13 protein-coding genes and 1 pseudogene are annotated in these 17,187 nt (G+C 39.5%); all 14 read left to right on the forward strand.

What is annotated here, in order from left to right; genetic code table 11:
* The first annotated feature begins 60 nt into the window (after nucleotides 1-60).
* The 14 genes and pseudogenes from RG959_RS05375 to RG959_RS05440 all read left to right on the forward strand — a co-directional run bounded on the left by RG959_RS05375 (nucleotide 61) and on the right by RG959_RS05440 (nucleotide 17,168).
* Nucleotides 61-804 carry a YveK family protein gene (locus tag RG959_RS05375; protein WP_342796247.1) on the forward strand — a complete coding sequence of 248 codons (744 nt, stop codon included), beginning with the start codon at nucleotides 61-63 and terminating at the stop codon, nucleotides 802-804.
* A 16-nt stretch (nucleotides 805-820) separates the two neighbouring features.
* A complete protein-coding gene (locus tag RG959_RS05380; RefSeq protein ID WP_342796428.1) occupies nucleotides 821-1,501 on the forward strand; it encodes a CpsD/CapB family tyrosine-protein kinase in 681 nt (226 codons plus the stop codon).
* A gap of 98 nt (nucleotides 1,502-1,599) precedes the next feature.
* Complete coding sequence (locus tag RG959_RS05385; protein ID WP_342796248.1) at nucleotides 1,600-2,355, forward strand: tyrosine-protein phosphatase; 756 nt, start codon at nucleotides 1,600-1,602, stop codon at nucleotides 2,353-2,355.
* A gap of 282 nt (nucleotides 2,356-2,637) precedes the next feature.
* The gene (locus RG959_RS05390; RefSeq protein WP_342796249.1) at nucleotides 2,638-4,470 is read left to right on the forward strand and encodes a polysaccharide biosynthesis protein; all 1,833 of its coding nucleotides are present in this window, start codon (nucleotides 2,638-2,640) and stop codon (nucleotides 4,468-4,470) included.
* Between the two features lie 133 nt (nucleotides 4,471-4,603).
* Nucleotides 4,604-5,854, forward strand: coding sequence for a hypothetical protein (locus RG959_RS05395; RefSeq protein WP_342796250.1), 1,251 nt, complete (start codon nucleotides 4,604-4,606; stop codon nucleotides 5,852-5,854).
* 335 nt (nucleotides 5,855-6,189) lie between these two features.
* A pseudogene (locus tag RG959_RS25575) lies at nucleotides 6,190-6,381 on the forward strand (DapH/DapD/GlmU-related protein); the annotation flags it as partial.
* A gap of 2 nt (nucleotides 6,382-6,383) precedes the next feature.
* Entirely contained in the window at nucleotides 6,384-7,811 is a 1,428-nt protein-coding gene (locus RG959_RS05405; RefSeq protein ID WP_342796252.1) for a lipid II flippase MurJ, read from the forward strand.
* Nucleotides 7,808-9,922 carry a bi-domain-containing oxidoreductase gene (locus RG959_RS05410; RefSeq protein ID WP_342796253.1) on the forward strand — a complete coding sequence of 705 codons (2,115 nt, stop codon included), beginning with the start codon at nucleotides 7,808-7,810 and terminating at the stop codon, nucleotides 9,920-9,922. Before RG959_RS05405 ends, RG959_RS05410 begins: the two co-directional genes overlap by 4 nt.
* Nucleotides 9,923-9,928: 6 nt before the next feature.
* Complete coding sequence (locus RG959_RS05415) at nucleotides 9,929-11,998, forward strand: alginate lyase family protein (RefSeq protein ID WP_342796254.1); 2,070 nt, start codon at nucleotides 9,929-9,931, stop codon at nucleotides 11,996-11,998.
* Nucleotides 11,999-12,012: 14 nt separating this feature from the next.
* Nucleotides 12,013-13,242: a glycosyltransferase family 4 protein gene (locus RG959_RS05420; RefSeq protein WP_342796255.1), complete on the forward strand. Its 1,230-nt coding sequence runs from the start codon at nucleotides 12,013-12,015 to the stop codon at nucleotides 13,240-13,242.
* Between the two features lies 1 nt (nucleotide 13,243).
* Nucleotides 13,244-14,524, forward strand: a complete 1,281-nt coding sequence (locus tag RG959_RS05425) for a nucleotide sugar dehydrogenase (RefSeq protein ID WP_342796256.1) — start codon at nucleotides 13,244-13,246, stop codon at nucleotides 14,522-14,524.
* Nucleotides 14,525-14,559: 35 nt separating this feature from the next.
* The gene (locus RG959_RS05430; RefSeq protein ID WP_342796257.1) at nucleotides 14,560-15,171 is read left to right on the forward strand and encodes a sugar transferase; all 612 of its coding nucleotides are present in this window, start codon (nucleotides 14,560-14,562) and stop codon (nucleotides 15,169-15,171) included.
* Between the two features lie 50 nt (nucleotides 15,172-15,221).
* Complete coding sequence (locus RG959_RS05435) at nucleotides 15,222-15,887, forward strand: acetyltransferase (RefSeq protein ID WP_342796258.1); 666 nt, start codon at nucleotides 15,222-15,224, stop codon at nucleotides 15,885-15,887.
* Nucleotides 15,888-16,013: 126 nt separating this feature from the next.
* Nucleotides 16,014-17,168, forward strand: coding sequence for a DegT/DnrJ/EryC1/StrS family aminotransferase (locus tag RG959_RS05440; protein WP_342796259.1), 1,155 nt, complete (start codon nucleotides 16,014-16,016; stop codon nucleotides 17,166-17,168).
* Nucleotides 17,169-17,187 lie beyond the last annotated feature (19 nt).

The following is a 17,187-nucleotide window of genomic DNA, read 5'->3' on the forward strand; positions in this document are numbered from 1 at the left end:
AATTAAACAATTGGCTGTGCTATAATGGCAAAGACATTATTTTATAACAGGAGGAAAAGCATGGAAGAAACCATCAGCCTGAAAGAGCTAGCCCAAACATTGAAAAAGAGGCTGAAATTGATCATTTTGATCACGATCGCAGCAGCACTGATCAGCGGCATCATCAGCTACTTTGTCCTTACTCCTATCTATCAGTCATCTACGCAGGTGCTTGTCAACCAAGCAAAAACTGAACAGCAATTGTATAACCCTAGTGAAGTGCAGACGAATCTTCAATTGATTAGTACATACAATGTCATTATGAAGTCGCCGGCCATTCTTGAAAAAGTCGCTCAAAATCTCGACTTAAATCTTACTACGGAACAGCTGTCCTCTAAAATTACGGTTGCGAGTGAACAAGATTCACAGGTAGTCAATGTTACCGTGCAGGATGAGAATCCGGGTCTTGCAGCGGACATTGCCAATGAAACCGCGCGTGTGTTCCAAGAAGATATCGTTAAGATCATGAATGTGGACAATGTCAGCATTCTGGCAGCAGCGGAAGTGGGAGAAAACCCATCGCCAGTAAAGCCGCAGCCGCTTCTCAACATCGCGATTGCGATGGTCGTTGGGCTAATGGTTGGTATCGGTCTTGCTTTTCTACTTGAATACCTCGATAACACGATTAAATCAGAGCAAGATATTGAGAAAACACTTGGTCTTCCTGTACTGGGCGGTGTAACGACTATTTCTGCCAATAATGGTCGTCCAACGAAAAAAACATCGGCTCCGAAAGCCGTAAGGAGTGAAACGATTGGCTCTTAAGCGCAACAAAGAAAAAATGGCTCCCGGTTCTGCAAAACGGAAGCTGATTACCAATACAGATCCAAAATCGCCAATCTCGGAGCAGTACCGGACGATCCGGACGAATATCCTGTTTTCATCGGTCGATGACAAGCTCCGCTCGATTCTTGTCACTTCGACAAGCCCGGGAGAAGGAAAATCGACGACCGTTTCTAATCTCGCGGTCGTATTCGCCAATCAGGGAAAACGGGTTCTGCTCGTAGACGCAGATCTCCGTAAGCCGACGATGCATTACACATTTGGTCTTCAAAACAGCATCGGCCTGACAAACGTGCTGACTAAACAAGCTTCACTTGGACAAGCTGCTGTACGAACACCGATTGAAAATTTATCGGCTCTGCCGTCCGGGCCGATTCCGCCCAATCCAGCTGAACTGCTTGGTTCACTTTCAATGAAGGAATTTATTGCCCAGGCGGAGAATGACTATGACTATGTGTTTTTTGATACGCCGCCCGTTTTGGCTGTAACCGATGCCCAGGTGCTTGCGAATCAGTGTGATGGCACTGTCCTGGTCATTAACAGTGGCAAAACCGAAATTGAAGCAGCCCAAAAAGCGAAAGAACTGCTGGATGCAGCGCAGGCAAAATTGCTTGGCGCTGTGCTGAATAACCAAAAAATAACCGAATCTTCGTATTACTATTATTACGGAAATGAGTAATTTTTCTAAAAAAGTGTAAAAACGGAAAAAAATATCATGCAATTCCAAATTTTTGTGCTATACTACGTTTATCAAATTGGTGAAAGGGGTATAAGCCCATGATTGACATTCATTGCCATATACTGCCGGGCGTAGACGATGGAGCCCGTGACCTCGTACAAAGTTTAGAAATGGCTGAAGCCGCTCAAAAAGAAGGCATCACGACAATCGTGGCGACTCCTCATCACCAGAACGGATCATACAACAACGAAAAAGGGGCAATCGAACAGGACGTCGACTTTTTAAACAAGCAGCTTGCGAGTGCGGGCATCGACGTCAAGATTGCGGCCGGGCAGGAAGTTCGTCTGTACGGTGAACTGCTCGAAGACTACCATCAAAACAAACTACTAACAGTGAACCACTCAACACATATGCTGGTCGAATTTCCGTCAAGCTCTATCCCAGGATTTGCGGAACAGCTGCTTTTTGACATGCAGTTAAACGGCATTACACCGATTATTGTGCATCCAGAGCGCAATGCCGCCATTGCTGAAAACCCGGACCGCTTGTACAAACTTATTAAAAATGGAGCACTATCACAAGTAACGGCCGCTTCTGTAAACGGCCTGTTCGGCAAAAAAGCAAAAACCCTCTCCTCACAGCTTATTGAGTCAAACCTGACACATTTTATCGCAACAGACGCCCACAACACAACATCAAGAAGCTTTGGCCTGGCACAGGCCTACAACGAAATCCATCCGGATTATGCTGCGTATTTTCAAGAAAATGCAGAAGCGATTTTTTCCGGCAGATATATAGAGAAGGAGCCGCCGCAGCACGTTGCAAGGCGGAGAAAATTTCTCGGCATTTTTTAATACTCACGAGTAACAGGAACTTGTGTTTTGATCCTGTGAATCTCTAAGGTCATGTCTCCCATACCTTTATCAAGGGAGGCACTCGGCCGCGTGGTGGTGTTCCGAGCAACGGAATGCTTAGACGCCTGTCGTCAAGCGCGTGGTGTGAGGGCGGGTTAAATGCCCACTTTTCATTTTAAAAAATAGAGAAAAAACAGCTAATGAAAGCGCATTCTGAAAATGCTTTTTCATTAGCTGTTTTATGTTTCAGACCATTCATTTAAAGAAAGAGGGGAAGACTTGTTGGCTTATCCGCGGAGAATGTCCTTTTTAGTTGGACTTGATTCAGCCATCGTTTTATTTTCAATTTATATCGGCTATTTTATTTTACATCCATACATGAACATTTATAGTCCAAGTACACTTCTCATCAGCTCGCTGACATTGCTTGTGAGTCATCACTTGTTTGCGGCCATTTACCGGCTTTACCATAAAGCATGGGAATATGCGAGTGTGCGGGAGCTGATTGCCATCGTCAAAGCGGTTTCGTTTTCGATCGCCGCCACAGCGATTGTTCAAATGGTGGCCTTCCATGATATTTACTTCCGTGTTCTGATGGTCACATGGATGCTGCACGTTATTTTAATTGGCGGATCACGATTCTCATGGAGATTATACCGCGATCGCTACATAAAAAGAGCACAAAACAGTCGCAAGCGGACGATGATCGTCGGTGCCGGAGCAGGCGGCTCTACCGTTGTGCGCCAGCTGTTATCGAACGACTCCGAATTCAATCCCGTTATGTTTGTCGATGATGATTTACATAAGATCCGCCTGCAAATTCATGGCGTGACGGTAATGGGCACAACGCGGAATATTCCATACTTAGTGGAAGAGCATGGGGTCGACAATATCATTATTGCCATCCCTTCATTGAAGCGTCAGCAAATCAAGCACATATACGAACAATGCATCAAAACGAACGCGAAAGTGCAAATCATGCCGCTGATTGAAGACGTCATGACCGGTAAACTGTCTGTCAGCCAGCTGCGTGACGTGGCGGTAGAAGACTTACTTGGTCGCGAACCAATTGAACTCGATATTGAATCGATCGCAGAAACGGTTACAGGTAAAACTGTGCTTGTTACAGGCGCAGGCGGCTCGATCGGCTCGGAAATCTGCCGGCAAATCAGCATCTTCAAACCGAAAAAAATCGTTCTGGTCGGACATGGTGAAAATAGTATTTACCAGATTGATATGGAAATGCGCAACCGCCATAAAGATACAATTGAAATTGTACCTGTTATTGCCGATGTGCAGGACCGGGTACGTATGTTTGACGTGCTGAACGAACACTGCCCGGACGTTGTCTACCATGCCGCTGCCCATAAACATGTACCGCTTATGGAATACAATGCGAAGGAGGCCGTTAAAAACAATATCTTTGGCACGAAAAACACGGCCGAAGCTTCGGCTGCAGCAGGCGTGAAACGGTTCGTACTTGTCTCAACCGACAAAGCGGTCAACCCAACAAATGTCATGGGCGCAACCAAACGCGTTGCCGAAATGGTTATCCAGCAGCTTGATCGTGAGTACCCATACACTACTTTTACGGCTGTCCGGTTCGGTAATGTTCTGGGCTCGCGCGGATCGGTTATTCCGTTATTTAAGAAGCAACTTGCAGCAGGGGGCCCTTTGACGGTGACACATGAAGACATGACCCGCTATTTTATGACAATACCGGAAGCATCTCGGCTCGTCATCCAGTCCAGTGCCCTGGCGCGCGGTGGTGAAATTTTTGTGCTTGATATGGGTGAACCAGTTAAAATCGTGGATCTTGCTCGCAACCTTATTAAGCTTTCCGGCTACACGGAAGAGGAAATTGGCATTCAATTCACAGGGCTACGGCCGGGTGAAAAGATGTATGAAGAGCTTCTTAATGAAAATGAGGTTCATCCTGAGCAGGTGTTTCCAAAGATTCATATTGGGAAAGCAGGCGTGGTAGAAGGAAATATTCTTTGGGAATTTATTGGTTGTTTACAAGACAAGGATAGTCATAAACTGAGAGAGCACTTAATTAAAATTGCAAATACTAAAGAAAATTTGGAAAAAGTAATGGGGAAAGTAGTAATATAAGAGAAAGTAATATGACCTTTCTAAAAAGAAGAACATAATATTTATAAAATTTATTTTTGGATTTGTTTTTTATTAGCTTTTATCAAAATTTTGTAAGTATTTGATAATTTAATTAATAGGCGGAATATAAGTTATGCAACTATCGAAAAGACTCCACAAAAATGTTTACTGGGAAGTTTTGTTTTTTTTGCCTTTATTTATAACACCGCAAGGGTTATATCAAAGTATTGCAACTGAAGATGGTCTCCATCTTGGAGATTCAGGATTAGTTTTTCCGATTTATTTTTTTATAGGAAGTTTCCTATTCTTGTACGTCCTGATGTTATTTATTAAAGAAAAAAAAATATTTATACTGTCATCTGAAATTAAAAAAGTGGTCTTATGTATTGGGACAGTTGGTTTTTTTATTGCTTCGACAGGAGTAATTATTTATTCCGATATTAACGCTTATGTTAGATTTGTCCAAATGATAACAGGTTTTGCAGGTTTGTTTATTTCATGGTATCTATTTGAATACAAAAAACTAGATATTGAGAAATTTTTTGGGCAGCTAGGTTTGATGTATTTTTGGATAATCATCATAAATTATCTCTATTCTTTTACGGAGGTGGGGTTGGCAAGTTTTGGGCGCGCATTGAGACCTTCACTCGGGTTGTTTGACATCTATCAAACTCATGTTTATTACCCATTTATTTTAACTACCGTTTTATACATGAGTCTTCCCTATATTATGAAAAGATATAAGTGGTTTATCTATCCATATATAGGATTGTATTTTTTAAACTTATTGAGCTGGCAAGTACGTGGAGCGATTATATCGTTTTTATTAATGTTGTTAATTGCATTTTTTGTGAAATTTAAAGTTCTTCAAAAAGTTAATATTATTTTGTTTTCAATACTATTCCTTTGCTTACTGATTTATAATTTTGGATTAGAATTAATAGTAGGAAGATTTGATAACACAAGTGGTGTTCAATCTCTAAGTGGCAGAACAGATATTTGGAAATCAGTTTTTGAAGACTTTTACATGGTTGACTTTTTATTCGGTGATTTCTATCAGGACATTGACGGCATCACGGCCCATAACCAGTATCTGGAGTTTTTGAGTTTAGGAGGAGTGTTATTATTACTTGCTCTCTTAACAACTCTGTTTTATCTTTTGGTTTTTATATGGAGCAATTTTCAAAAAAGAGAAATTAATTTGCTTTATTTTGGGTTAATATTGCTTATTCAATGGATTGTAGATTTTAATGTAAATGTACCAATAAGTAATACCAACCCAGCTATTTTCGCATGGTTTTATTTAAATTCTATATTTGTAATGCTAAATATTAATGAAAATAAAAATTTAGAAAAAAATGAAAGGTCATTTAAATCACTTTAAGGAGTTGCATAGAAATAAAGTACTTTTTTATTGTTTGTATAGAGTTTTTTATGGAATCCCTTTTTAAACTACCGCGTTTTAAATTTTTAAACGAATTTAAAAGATTTTTCCTAGTTTTAATGGGGAATAATGTTGGAAAAAAACCAGTTTTTTATCCAGGAGTATGGATAATGCCTCCCAAAAATTTGAGTGTAGGCGATTATGTAGATTTTGCAAAGGATGTTCTTATTACTACGGGGGGCAAAGTGACTATTGGAGATCGTGTTCTAATAGGATACGGAACAAAAATTTTGAGTTCTAATCATAATATTCCTCAGAATAAAGGTGAAATTTTTTACTCGGGTCATACACACAAAGAAGTTATCATCAAAAATGATGTTTGGATTGGTGCTAATGTTATCATCTTACCGGGAGTGATTATAGGAGAAGGCGCCGTTATAGCAGCTGGCTCTGTAGTTACTAAAAATGTAAAGGAATTTACAATAGTAGGTGGCATTCCAGCTAAATTAATTAAAGAAAGAGATTAAATATGGCAAATTCAAAAAGCTTATTTTCATTGATTGCTTCGCTTCTCGTTTCTACTGCTGTAATAAAAGTATTAAATTTTGCAAAAGAAATAGAGATTTCATATTTTTATGGGACGAGCTATCTTGCAGACAAGTATAACCTAACAATGGTTGCCCCAAATATATCATTAAATACTATTGGACCTGCCTTAGGGATGATTCTAGTCTCATATTATTCTTTAAATAAAAAGAAGATTATAATTCAGCAAAACGAAGTGAGATTTTTAGGCATAATTCTAGTTTTTATTTTATTCTTGTCTATTATCACTCAGCCTTCAGAGAGAGGGATAGACATTTGGAGCATGGTTTTTAGCTATTTAATTAGTCTGCTTTTTTTAGTCCAAGTGTTATTAGTTTATTATATGCACTGTTTTAAAAGATTTGATATAGGTTCAACATCTTCTATAATTCAAATTATTTTAAGCATAATTTTAATTTTATTATCATATTGGTATATAAGTTACATAATTTTGGTTTTAGCTATTCTTGTGGGTTTAATAGCACAGACAATATACTTAATATATAAAATAATTCATCATGATCTTTTTACTATATTTCAACTCGAGAAGGGTAATCTAAATCGTAACTTTTACCACTCTTTTTTTTCTATAGTACTTGGTTACGGGTTGATTGAAATACTAATCTCGATACAAAAAATATTTGCAAATTACTTTGAATATGAAGGCTTAATTTCAGCAATAAATTATGCATATAAAATAATGAATCTGCCTATTTCTATATTCTTATTCGCGGTTCTTTCGGTTATGTTTCCAGAAATAACGAAACTACGAGAAAAAAATAAAATTAATAATATGTATGAAAACCTAGTAAGTGGTGTGCTTTTAATAATGCTGCCTTGCTCTATTGTGTTATTTTACTATCCTCATTTTATAATAAGCTTTTTGTTCGAAAGAGGGAATTTTGATGAACAAAGTCTGTTCCTAACATCATATCAGTTAAAGTTTTTTGCTTTCCTTTTACCTATGTTAGCCGTTTATTCTGCGCAGTTAAGAATCTTATATGTGCTAAAAGAATGGAGAAGGATTTACTTAAGTGCTCTAATGATAATTTCTTTAACTATGATTTTAAACTTAGTATCTTTGAAAATGCAGTCTTTAGCTCTTTACTCACTATCACTTTCAGTTGCATATTTCTTCTCAATCTTTATCTTCTTGAATAAGAACTTGAGAACAATCTACAGTAAAGCTTTGTCATTCTCTCTTATTTCATCAATACCAATGGTATTGATATTATTTTATGCTGTCACATTTGTGGAAAGTAATTTAATCCACATTTTTCTTTTAGCTATTTCATTAACTTCATATTTAGTAATCCAGTATTTTTTAAAAAATAAACCTTTAAAAATTTTAATGAAGAAGGTGTTAAAGTGAAACAAGTACTCCAAAACCTAAAAAACGGTGAAACAGAATTGGTTAATATTCCAACCCCTGCTGTAAAGCCGGGGTTTTTATTAATTCAATCGGAAACATCGGTGGTATCTGCTGGAACTGAACGCATGCTTGTTGACTTTGGAAAATCGAATTACATCCAAAAAGCACGTCAGCAGCCGGAGAAAGTAAAGCAAGTGATCGACAAAGTGAAAACAGATGGGTTGCAGCCGACAATTAATGCAGTAAAAACGAAGTTGGACCAACCAATTCCATTGGGCTATAGTAATGCTGGCCGAGTAATTGCGGTTGGTAAAGGCGTGACTCAGTTTAAAGTAGGAGACCGAGTGGTGTCGAATGGTTCACATGCAGAAATAGTAACTGTTCCTGAAAATTTATGTACGAAGATCCCTGAAGGAGTTTCTTCGGAAGCTGCTGCCTTTACTGTGATTGGTTCAATCGGTCTTCAAGGTATTCGTCTGACTGAACCGACACTAGGTGAAACTGTTGTTGTAACAGGCCTTGGATTAATTGGCTTGCTAACGGTCCAGTTACTTCGTGCACATGGATGTAAAGTGATTGCGTCTGATTTTGATCAAAAGAAAGTGGAATTGGCAAAGTCATTCGGTGTAGATGCCGTAAATGCTGGCAATGGATTAAATATTGTTGATTATGTGATGAGCAAAACAAATGGACGCGGTGCGGATGCAGTGATTATCACGGCTTCCACAAAAAGCAGTGATCCGGTTTCACAGGCGGCGCAAATGTCGCGCAAGCGTGGCCGGATTATTTTGGTTGGTGTAACAGGTCTTGAGCTAAATCGTTCAGAGTTCTATGAGAAAGAACTTTCATTTCAAGTATCCTGCTCTTATGGTCCTGGTCGCTATGATGTGAATTACGAGGAAAAGGGCCAGGATTATCCAATAAGCTTTGTGCGCTGGACGGAACAACGTAATTTTGAAGCTATTCTAGATATGATGAGTGAAAGAAAGCTGAATGTAGAACCACTTATTACACATCAATTCGAATTTGAAGAAGCAATTATGGCTTACAATACATTGACTGAAGACAAAACAGCAATTGGGATTGTGTTAAATTATCCAGAAAAGGATTTTTCAAGCGCAGATTCTTCAACAGTGACACTGCAATTGAATGATATTCGACCTACTAGAGAGCAGCCGGTTGTCGGAGTTATTGGCGCAGGAAATTATACAAATCAGACACTTTTACCAGCGATGAGTGGATTGAATATTTTTAATAAAACAATTGTCAGCAGCGGTGGCACAAACGGCGTTCATGTTGGAAAACGATTTAATTTTATTAAAGCTTCAACAAATGCAGATGATGTTTTTTCTGATGAACAGATTAACTCTGTTATTATCACGACAAGACATAATTCACATGCTTACTATGTAAAGAAGTCTCTTGAAGCAAAAAAACATGTTTTTGTAGAAAAGCCGCTTTGTTTAACCCGTGATGAATTGGAGGAGATTAAAGCTATTGATCATGAACAGTTAATAATGGTTGGTTTTAATCGTCGTTTTTCACCCCATACACAGCAGATTAAAAAGCTGCTAGAGACAACTTCAAAACCAAAAGCGATGGTTATGACTGTGAACGCAGGCATGATTCCGGCTGATCATTGGACTCAGGACATAGAGGTTGGCGGCGGTCGTGTTATTGGCGAAGCTTGTCACTTTATTGATTTACTTCGTTATTTGACTGACAGTCCAATTAAGACGGTTCAAGCAATTAGTTTATCTGATCCCTCTGAAGAGGGATTAGAAGATAAAGTAACAATACAATTATCTTTTGAAGATGGATCAATTGGAACAGTTCATTATTTTGCAAATGGGCATAAATCGTTTCCTAAAGAACGCCTCGATGTTTTTGTAGGTGGCAAAATTTTGGAGCTCGATAACTTTAAAACACTTACAGGATACGGATGGTCAAATTTCAATAAGTTTAAAACGAAGTCGCAGGACAAAGGCCACGCTAAGGGTATTGAAGCTTTCTTCAGTGGTGTTTATTCTGGGAAGGCACCGATTCCGCTGAATGAAATCTATGAAGTTACGGAAGCGACGTTTGATGCCGTCGATCAATTAAGAGGGTGAATGCCTATGAAAGATAAATTAGAAATGGTTCAAAACATGGGACTTAGCTGGACTGCATTTCGGGTGAAATATGAAATTGAGAAGAAGCTGGGACTGTTAAAAAAACAGTTTCCGGCTTTTTCTTATGAAGAAATGAATATCCATAAAGCGATTAAAAGCAAAAAATCATTTAAGCAGCTAACCGAAGAAGCGAGCCACCGCTACTTTTTTGGTGAGCTACCAATTGATTATGCAAAGTTAAAAGATGTGTTTCAAATAGAAAAAGCTATTAAAGAAGCAGATGGGATTTGCAATGGAACTTTTCAATATTTCAGCAAGCATGCTTTTTCCTATAAACATGTAAACTGGCAATATAGCCCTCATACTCAAAAGTCAGCTCCCCAGGACGTGCATTGGACTGACATCGCGGATTTAGGCAGCGAGTTTGGCGATATTAAATGGATTTGGGAATTATCTCGTTTTTCATTCGTTTATCCACTTGTACGAGCGTATACAGCAACAAACGATGACCAATATGCAGAAGTGTTTTGGAAGTATTTTGAGGATTTCATAGAGCACAATCCGCCTGAACTTGGTGCCAATTATAAGTGCGGGCAGGAAATGTCACTTCGCTTAATGGCATGGACATTTGGCTTATTTGCTTTTCGAACACATCCATCAACAACCGAACAGCGTTTGGAAATGTTGATGAAAGCTGTTTATCATCATGCGGATCACGTTGAAAAACATTTTGACTTTGCACTAAAATCAGTGAAAAATAATCATTCCTTATCTGAAGCAGCAGGTATGTATACAGCGGGAATTCTTTTTCCTTTCTTTGATAAAGCGGAAAAATGGCGGAAGACAGGGAAGAAATATATTCGATCTGAAGCGATGTGGCAGATATACGAGGATGGTTCTTATATTCAGCATTCCTTTAACTATCAGCGGCTTGCGATTCAGGATTTAACCTGGGTTGTCCGTTTATCTCAGATTAATAATGACCCATTTGATGATGGATTTTTAAAGCGATTTGGCCAGACGGTCTTGTTTATGTATCAGCACCAGAATCTTCAATCAGGCCGCCTGCCCAATTACGGAATGAATGACGGTGCTTATATCCATCCGTTAACATCCTGTGAATACTTAGATCATCGACCAGCACTGCAAGCTGCCTGGTACACACTCCATGGAACATTTTTATACGACGATCCATCTGTTAACGAAATTGTATATTGGCTTTCAAGAGATTTTGAGGACTCTCTTGCACAAGTGAATCAGAGTTCTCAAGCTTATCCTTTAGGAGGCTATTATGCACTTCGCACGGATGACTCTTTTGGAATGATTCGAAGTGCAACCTATAAGCATCGTCCTGCACAAGCGGATATGCTGCATTTTGATCTATGGCATCAAGAAGAAAATATTTTGGCGGATGCTGGAACGTTTTCTTACAATACAGATATGAATCATATTCTGTACTTTAACGGTACTGCTTCGCATAATACAGTAATGGTGAATAATCAGGATCAGATGAAGAAAGCTTCAAGATTTATTTGGTTAAACTGGACGAAGTCAAAAACGCTTAGGGCCGAGAAGATCAATAATATGCAAATTTTTGAAGGGGAGCATTACGGATATAGCCCAATTACACATAGACGTGGCGTTATCCAGGCTGGTGAACAATGGATAATTGTAGATGATATCTTTGGATCATTAAACAATACAGAAATCTCACTTAGCTGGTTATTTGGTATTCAAAATGTTGAGCAGTCTCAACCAAATGAGTGGCTGATGAAACTGCAAAATGATGAGGAATGGTCATTAAACATGTTTACGAATCAGAAGGTTGAATCTCAATTATACAAAGGGAATATTAAGCCGTTGCGTGGATGGCGTTCACTTTACTATGGACACAAGGATCCGTTTCCTCAAGCTGTTTTAAAAGTAGAAGTGTGTAAGGTAACTCGCTTTGTAACAGTAGTGGGGCCTTCTCGTTTAAAAAGAGCTGTTTCACCAAAGCAAGATGAGGTTTTTCTAGCTGACTGTACTATCAAGTTAAATAAAATTGGTGATCAAACCATTTTTAAATTGACATAAAAGGGTGTTTATTTTTGAAAATATTAGTGCTCCATCAATATTTTTTGGGTAAGGATGATCCAGGCGGATCACGCTTTAACCAATTCGTTAAGTACTGGGAAGAACGAGGACATGAAATTACCGTTGTAGCCGGAAATGTTCACTATATAACGGGTAAGAAAGACGAAAAGTATAAAGGGAAATGGATCTCTAAAGAACAATATTCAGAAAAAACGACATTGTACCGAACCTACGTATCAGAAGCATATAATAAATCATTTTTAGGCCGCTTGTGGGGATATTTTTCTTTTACACTCTCGTCGCTTTCGGCTATTTTATTTCATGTGAAAAAGCATGATGTCATGATTGTAACTTCACCTCCACTTTTTGTTGGAATTACTGGCATTTTAGCGAAATGGTTAAAAAGAATGCCTATGGTATTTGAAGTACGAGACTTATGGCCCGAATCTGCGATTGATACAGGTGTATTGACCAATCCATTTTTGATTAAAATGGCATATCTCGTTGAGAAATTATCTTATAAGTTTGCAGATCGGATCAATGTTTTAACACCTGCTTTTAAACAGACGCTTGTGGATAAAAAAGGAATTAATTCTGATAAGATTTTATTTATTCCAAATGGGGCGGACCTTGATATTTTTCAGCCAGGTCTAAAAGAGAATTGGGTACGTGACGAATATAATTTGCACGGGAAATTTGTTATTACTTATATGGGTGCCCATGGTGTTGCCAATCATTTAGATTCTATTATTGATACTGCCAGAGAGTGCAGGGAACATCAAGATATTGTGTTTATGCTGATTGGTGACGGAATGCAGAAGAAACATCTGATAGAACGAGTTAAGCGTGAAGGATTAACCAATGTGCTGTTTGTAGATTCACAGCCGAAACAAAAAATTCCGGATTTCTGTAACGCATCTGATATTTGTACAGCTGTCTTAAAAAAGGTTGAGACTTTTAAAACAGTTTACCCAAATAAAGTATTTGATTATATGTCATGTGCGAAGCCAATTCTTTTAGGAATCGATGGCGTGGCAAGAGAGCTTGTCGAAGAAAGCGGCAGCGGGTACTATGTTGATCCGGAAAACCCTCTCGATTTTAAAGAGAAGATTATGAATCTTTATGAGAATGAAAAGCTTCAAAAACAGCTTGGAGAGAATGGTTTAGCCTTTGTTCAAAATAATTTTAGTCGTGAAAGCTTAGCAACGAAATACATTGAAGAGATTAAGGGGTTGAAGAAATAAAATGAACAATGAATTGTGTGTAGTAGGGTTGGGCTACATTGGTTTGCCAACTGCCGCCATGTTTGCTGAAGCTGGGTGGGACGTTACAGGAGTTGATGTAAATACGACAGCCGTTGAAAAGTTAAATCGTGGTGAGATTCATATTGAAGAAGTCGGTCTTGGTGAATTAGTAAAAGAAAGTGTAGATGCTGGCCGTTTAAAAGCAAAGCTGACACCTGTTGAAGCAGACTGCTTTATCATTGCAGTACCGACACCTCACCGTGCTGACCATACGGCTGATTTAACATACGTGGAATCTGCAACAAAAGCGATTGTGCCATTTTTGAAAAAAGGAAACACAGTTATTGTTGAGTCAACGATTCCGCCTCGGACAATTGATGATGTAGTGGCACCTTTACTAGCTGAAGCAGGATGGAAACCCGGAGAAGATATTTACTTGGCTCATTGCCCGGAACGCGTATTGCCAGGTCGTATCTTAATTGAATTAGTAGAAAACACACGTATTGTAGGCGGCATTAACAAAGTATCCGCACAAAAAGCAGCAGATGTATACCGCAGTTTCGTTACAGGAGATATTTTATTAACGAGTGCAGTTAGTGCGGAAATGTCCAAGCTTATGGAAAATACGTATCGTGATGTAAATATTGCATTGGCAAATGAATTGGTTAAGATTTCAGAGAAGCTTAACATTGATGCATTAGAAGTTATTCAGCTGGCAAACCATCATCCACGTGTGAATCTTCATCTTCCAGGACCAGGTGTAGGCGGACATTGTCTGGCTGTTGATCCATACTTTATTATTGAAAAAGCACCAGAACAATCCGTGCTTATCTCAAATGCACGGCAGATCAATAATTCTATGCCGGCATTTGTGGTAGAGCAGGTGAAACGTCTGCTTCCTCAGAGTGACTCAAAAGTAGCAGTATTTGGCTTAACCTATAAAGGGAATATTGATGATGTGCGGGAAAGTCCGGCAATGGATGTATTGAGCCTGCTGCAATCTGAAGGGTATAAATTAGGTATTCACGATCCACACGTGCAGCAAGAACAAGTAAACTTCCACCTTTCTTCATTTGAAGAAGCTATTCAAGGTGCAGAGTGTATTCTTGTTTTAACGGACCATAATGAATTCAAAAAGCTAGAAGAAGAGAAACTAGTTCAACTTATGAAAGAGCCTCTTGTTTTTGATACGAAAAACTGTGTTCTTATCGAAAACAATAATATTGAGTATATCAACTTTGGCAAGCTGAATTTGAAGAAGGTGCTTACATTTGAATCTTAAAATATTTTTAAAGACTAGAAATAAAGGATATAGTAATGAAACGACTATTTGACTTTGTATGTTCATTTGTAGGCATTGTTCTATTATCACCAATCATTTTAATTACAGCCCTCTTAATACGTATTAAACTTGGTTCGCCAATTGTTTTCAAACAGCAACGTCCTGGCTTGCATGGCAAACCTTTTTTTGTGTATAAGTTTCGGACGATGACGGATGAACGAGATGAGTTTGGCGATTTGCTTCCAGATCATATTCGGTTAACTTCATTTGGTAAGCTGCTACGGAAGCTAAGTTTGGATGAGTTGCCGCAGTTGTTTAATGTGCTGAAAGGGGATATCAGCTTGGTTGGCCCGCGCCCGTTATTAATGGAGTATTTGGGGCTTTATACGCCGGAACAGTCGCGTCGTCATGAAGTACGCCCAGGCATTACCGGCTGGGCGCAGGTGAATGGGCGCAATGCAATTTCTTGGGAAGAAAAGTTTCGCCTGGATGTCTGGTATGTGGAGAACCGGTCGTTTTGGCTGGATTTGAAGATTTTAATGATGACAGTGATGAAAGTGTTTAAGTCGGAGGGTGTCAGCCAGCAGGGGCATGTGACCATGACAAAGTTTACAGGAGCGAAAAAAGATAAGTTTGACGCAAAATAGCCTTATGAATTGAAGTGTTATAAAATGGCGGTTGAAAGAGCCGGAGAATCATGACAAAGCGAAGAGGCGGTGAGGGAGTGCAAAAAATCGTTGTGATTGGGCACGGAGGCCACAGCAAAGTAGTACAGGATGTAATCCGTTCATTAGATGATTATGAATTGATTGCTATATTAGATGATCAGTATACAAGTATTTCTTGTCAAGATGGTATACTGTTTGGGCCGGTTTTACACGCAGAGAAACTGGCGATAGACGCTGAAATTGTGTTTACCATTGCAATTGGAACCAACCGGGTTCGTGAAAAGATTGCAAAAGAGCTGCTTGATTACGGTGTTACATTTGGAACGCTTATTCATCCTTTTTCGTTTATTAGTCCGTCTGCACATATTGGTCCCGGATCAGTTGTCATGCCAGGAGCTGTTATCAACGCAGATACGGTAATTGGCTCCCATGCTATCATCAACTCTGGTGCCATTGTGGAGCATGATAATGTTATTGGAGACTATGCACATGTTTCGCCAGGAAGTATTATGACCGGCAACGTAACTATTGGGACGGGTGCTCATGTTGGTGCCGGAGCGAAAGTAATACCAGGAAAAACGATTGGCGATTGGACAGTGGTTGGTGCCGGAGCAGTGGTCATTCATGATATACCATCTGAACAGACCGCCATTGGTGTACCTGCTGTAGTTAAATCTAAAGGATTAATAAATTAATTTTATCGGTTAATATACAGACTTTAGTTTTTTCCTTAATAAGGTATAGTAACCTTCTTTATTAAGAGGGTTACTTTTTGAAGTTTCTGCCCTGCAGAAGCTTTATTTTTTAGGAGTGTGATAAAGATGGCAGATTCATCAAGAATATACTTATCATCGCCTCATATGAGCGGGCGGGAGCAGCTGTACATAAATGAAGCATTTGACCAAAACTGGATTGCACCGCTTGGGCCGAATGTTGATAATTTTGAACGAGAGCTGGCGGCGTACACAGGTGTGGAAGATGCGGCCGCGGTCAGTTCAGGGACAGCAGCCATTCATTTAGCGTTGCGTCTATTGGGTGTAGAGGCAGGGGATGCCGTGTTTTGCTCAAGCCTTACCTTTATTGCAAGTGCGAACCCAATTTTATACCAGGGCGCTGAGCCAGTATTTATTGATTCAGAACCAGATACATGGAATATGTCTCCAGATGCACTGGAGCGTGCATTTAGCGAGGCAGAGGTGCTTCCAAAGGCCGTGATTGTGGTAAATTTGTATGGTCAGAGTGCGAAAATGGATGAAATTATGGCGATTTGTGACCGTTATGGTGTTCCGGTTGTGGAAGACGCTGCAGAATCACTTGGAGCAGAATACAAAGGCAAAAAAAGCGGATCGTTCGGCAAATTTGGAGTCTTTTCATTTAACGGGAATAAAATTATCACGACCTCAGGCGGCGGCATGCTTGTGTCCAATGATGTGAAAGCACTTCGGAAAGCACGCTTTTTGGCTACCCAGGCTCGTGATCCAGCCCCTTATTATCAGCATAGCGAAGCGGGCTATAATTACCGGATGAGCAATCTTCTAGCCGGCGTGGGACGTGCGCAGCTTGAAGTGCTGGATGATCGTGTAGGTGCCCGCCGTTCGGTGTTTAACCGTTACGTAGAAGCATTTGGTGAAGCAGTGGGCTTTGATTTTATGCCAGAAATGAATGGTACGAAACATAACCGTTGGCTGACGACATTGACGATTGATCCGGAGAAAGCAGGCTTTACACCGATGCAATTAATTGACCGCCTGGCGGAATACAACATTGAAGCACGTCCCGTCTGGAAGCCGCTTCACTTGCAGCCGCTGTTTGAAGGCGTAAAATATTATTCGCATACGCAAGAGCATAGTGTATCGGATGAATTGTTTGAAAAAGGTGTATGTCTTCCGTCCGGTTCTAACATGACAGAAGAACAGCAGGAACGTGTTATTTCAGTGATTCAGGAAATGCTAGAGCGTGTTAAAGTTTCAGAATGATTTTTTAATAAAATCCAGC

Origin of the sequence: Domibacillus sp. 8LH (assembly GCF_038806185.1) — a bacterium.
Classification (GTDB): domain Bacteria; phylum Bacillota; class Bacilli; order Bacillales; family Domibacillaceae; genus Domibacillus; species Domibacillus indicus_A.

Excerpts from the sequence above, each read along its gene's own strand:
- RG959_RS05375 (WP_342796247.1), top strand. The coding sequence starts at position 61 with ATGGAAGAAACCATCAGCCTGAAAGAGCTAGCCCAAACATTGAAAAAG.
- RG959_RS05380 (WP_342796428.1), top strand. The coding sequence starts at position 821 with ATGGCTCCCGGTTCTGCAAAACGGAAGCTGATTACCAATACAGATCCA.
- RG959_RS05385 (WP_342796248.1), top strand. The coding sequence starts at position 1,600 with ATGATTGACATTCATTGCCATATACTGCCGGGCGTAGACGATGGAGCC.
- RG959_RS05395 (WP_342796250.1), top strand. The coding sequence starts at position 4,604 with ATGCAACTATCGAAAAGACTCCACAAAAATGTTTACTGGGAAGTTTTG.
- RG959_RS05405 (WP_342796252.1), top strand. The coding sequence starts at position 6,384 with ATGGCAAATTCAAAAAGCTTATTTTCATTGATTGCTTCGCTTCTCGTT.
- RG959_RS05415 (WP_342796254.1), top strand. The coding sequence starts at position 9,929 with ATGAAAGATAAATTAGAAATGGTTCAAAACATGGGACTTAGCTGGACT.
- RG959_RS05425 (WP_342796256.1), top strand. The coding sequence starts at position 13,244 with ATGAACAATGAATTGTGTGTAGTAGGGTTGGGCTACATTGGTTTGCCA.
- RG959_RS05430 (WP_342796257.1), top strand. The coding sequence starts at position 14,560 with ATGAAACGACTATTTGACTTTGTATGTTCATTTGTAGGCATTGTTCTA.
- RG959_RS05435 (WP_342796258.1), top strand. The coding sequence starts at position 15,222 with ATGACAAAGCGAAGAGGCGGTGAGGGAGTGCAAAAAATCGTTGTGATT.
- RG959_RS05440 (WP_342796259.1), top strand. The coding sequence starts at position 16,014 with ATGGCAGATTCATCAAGAATATACTTATCATCGCCTCATATGAGCGGG.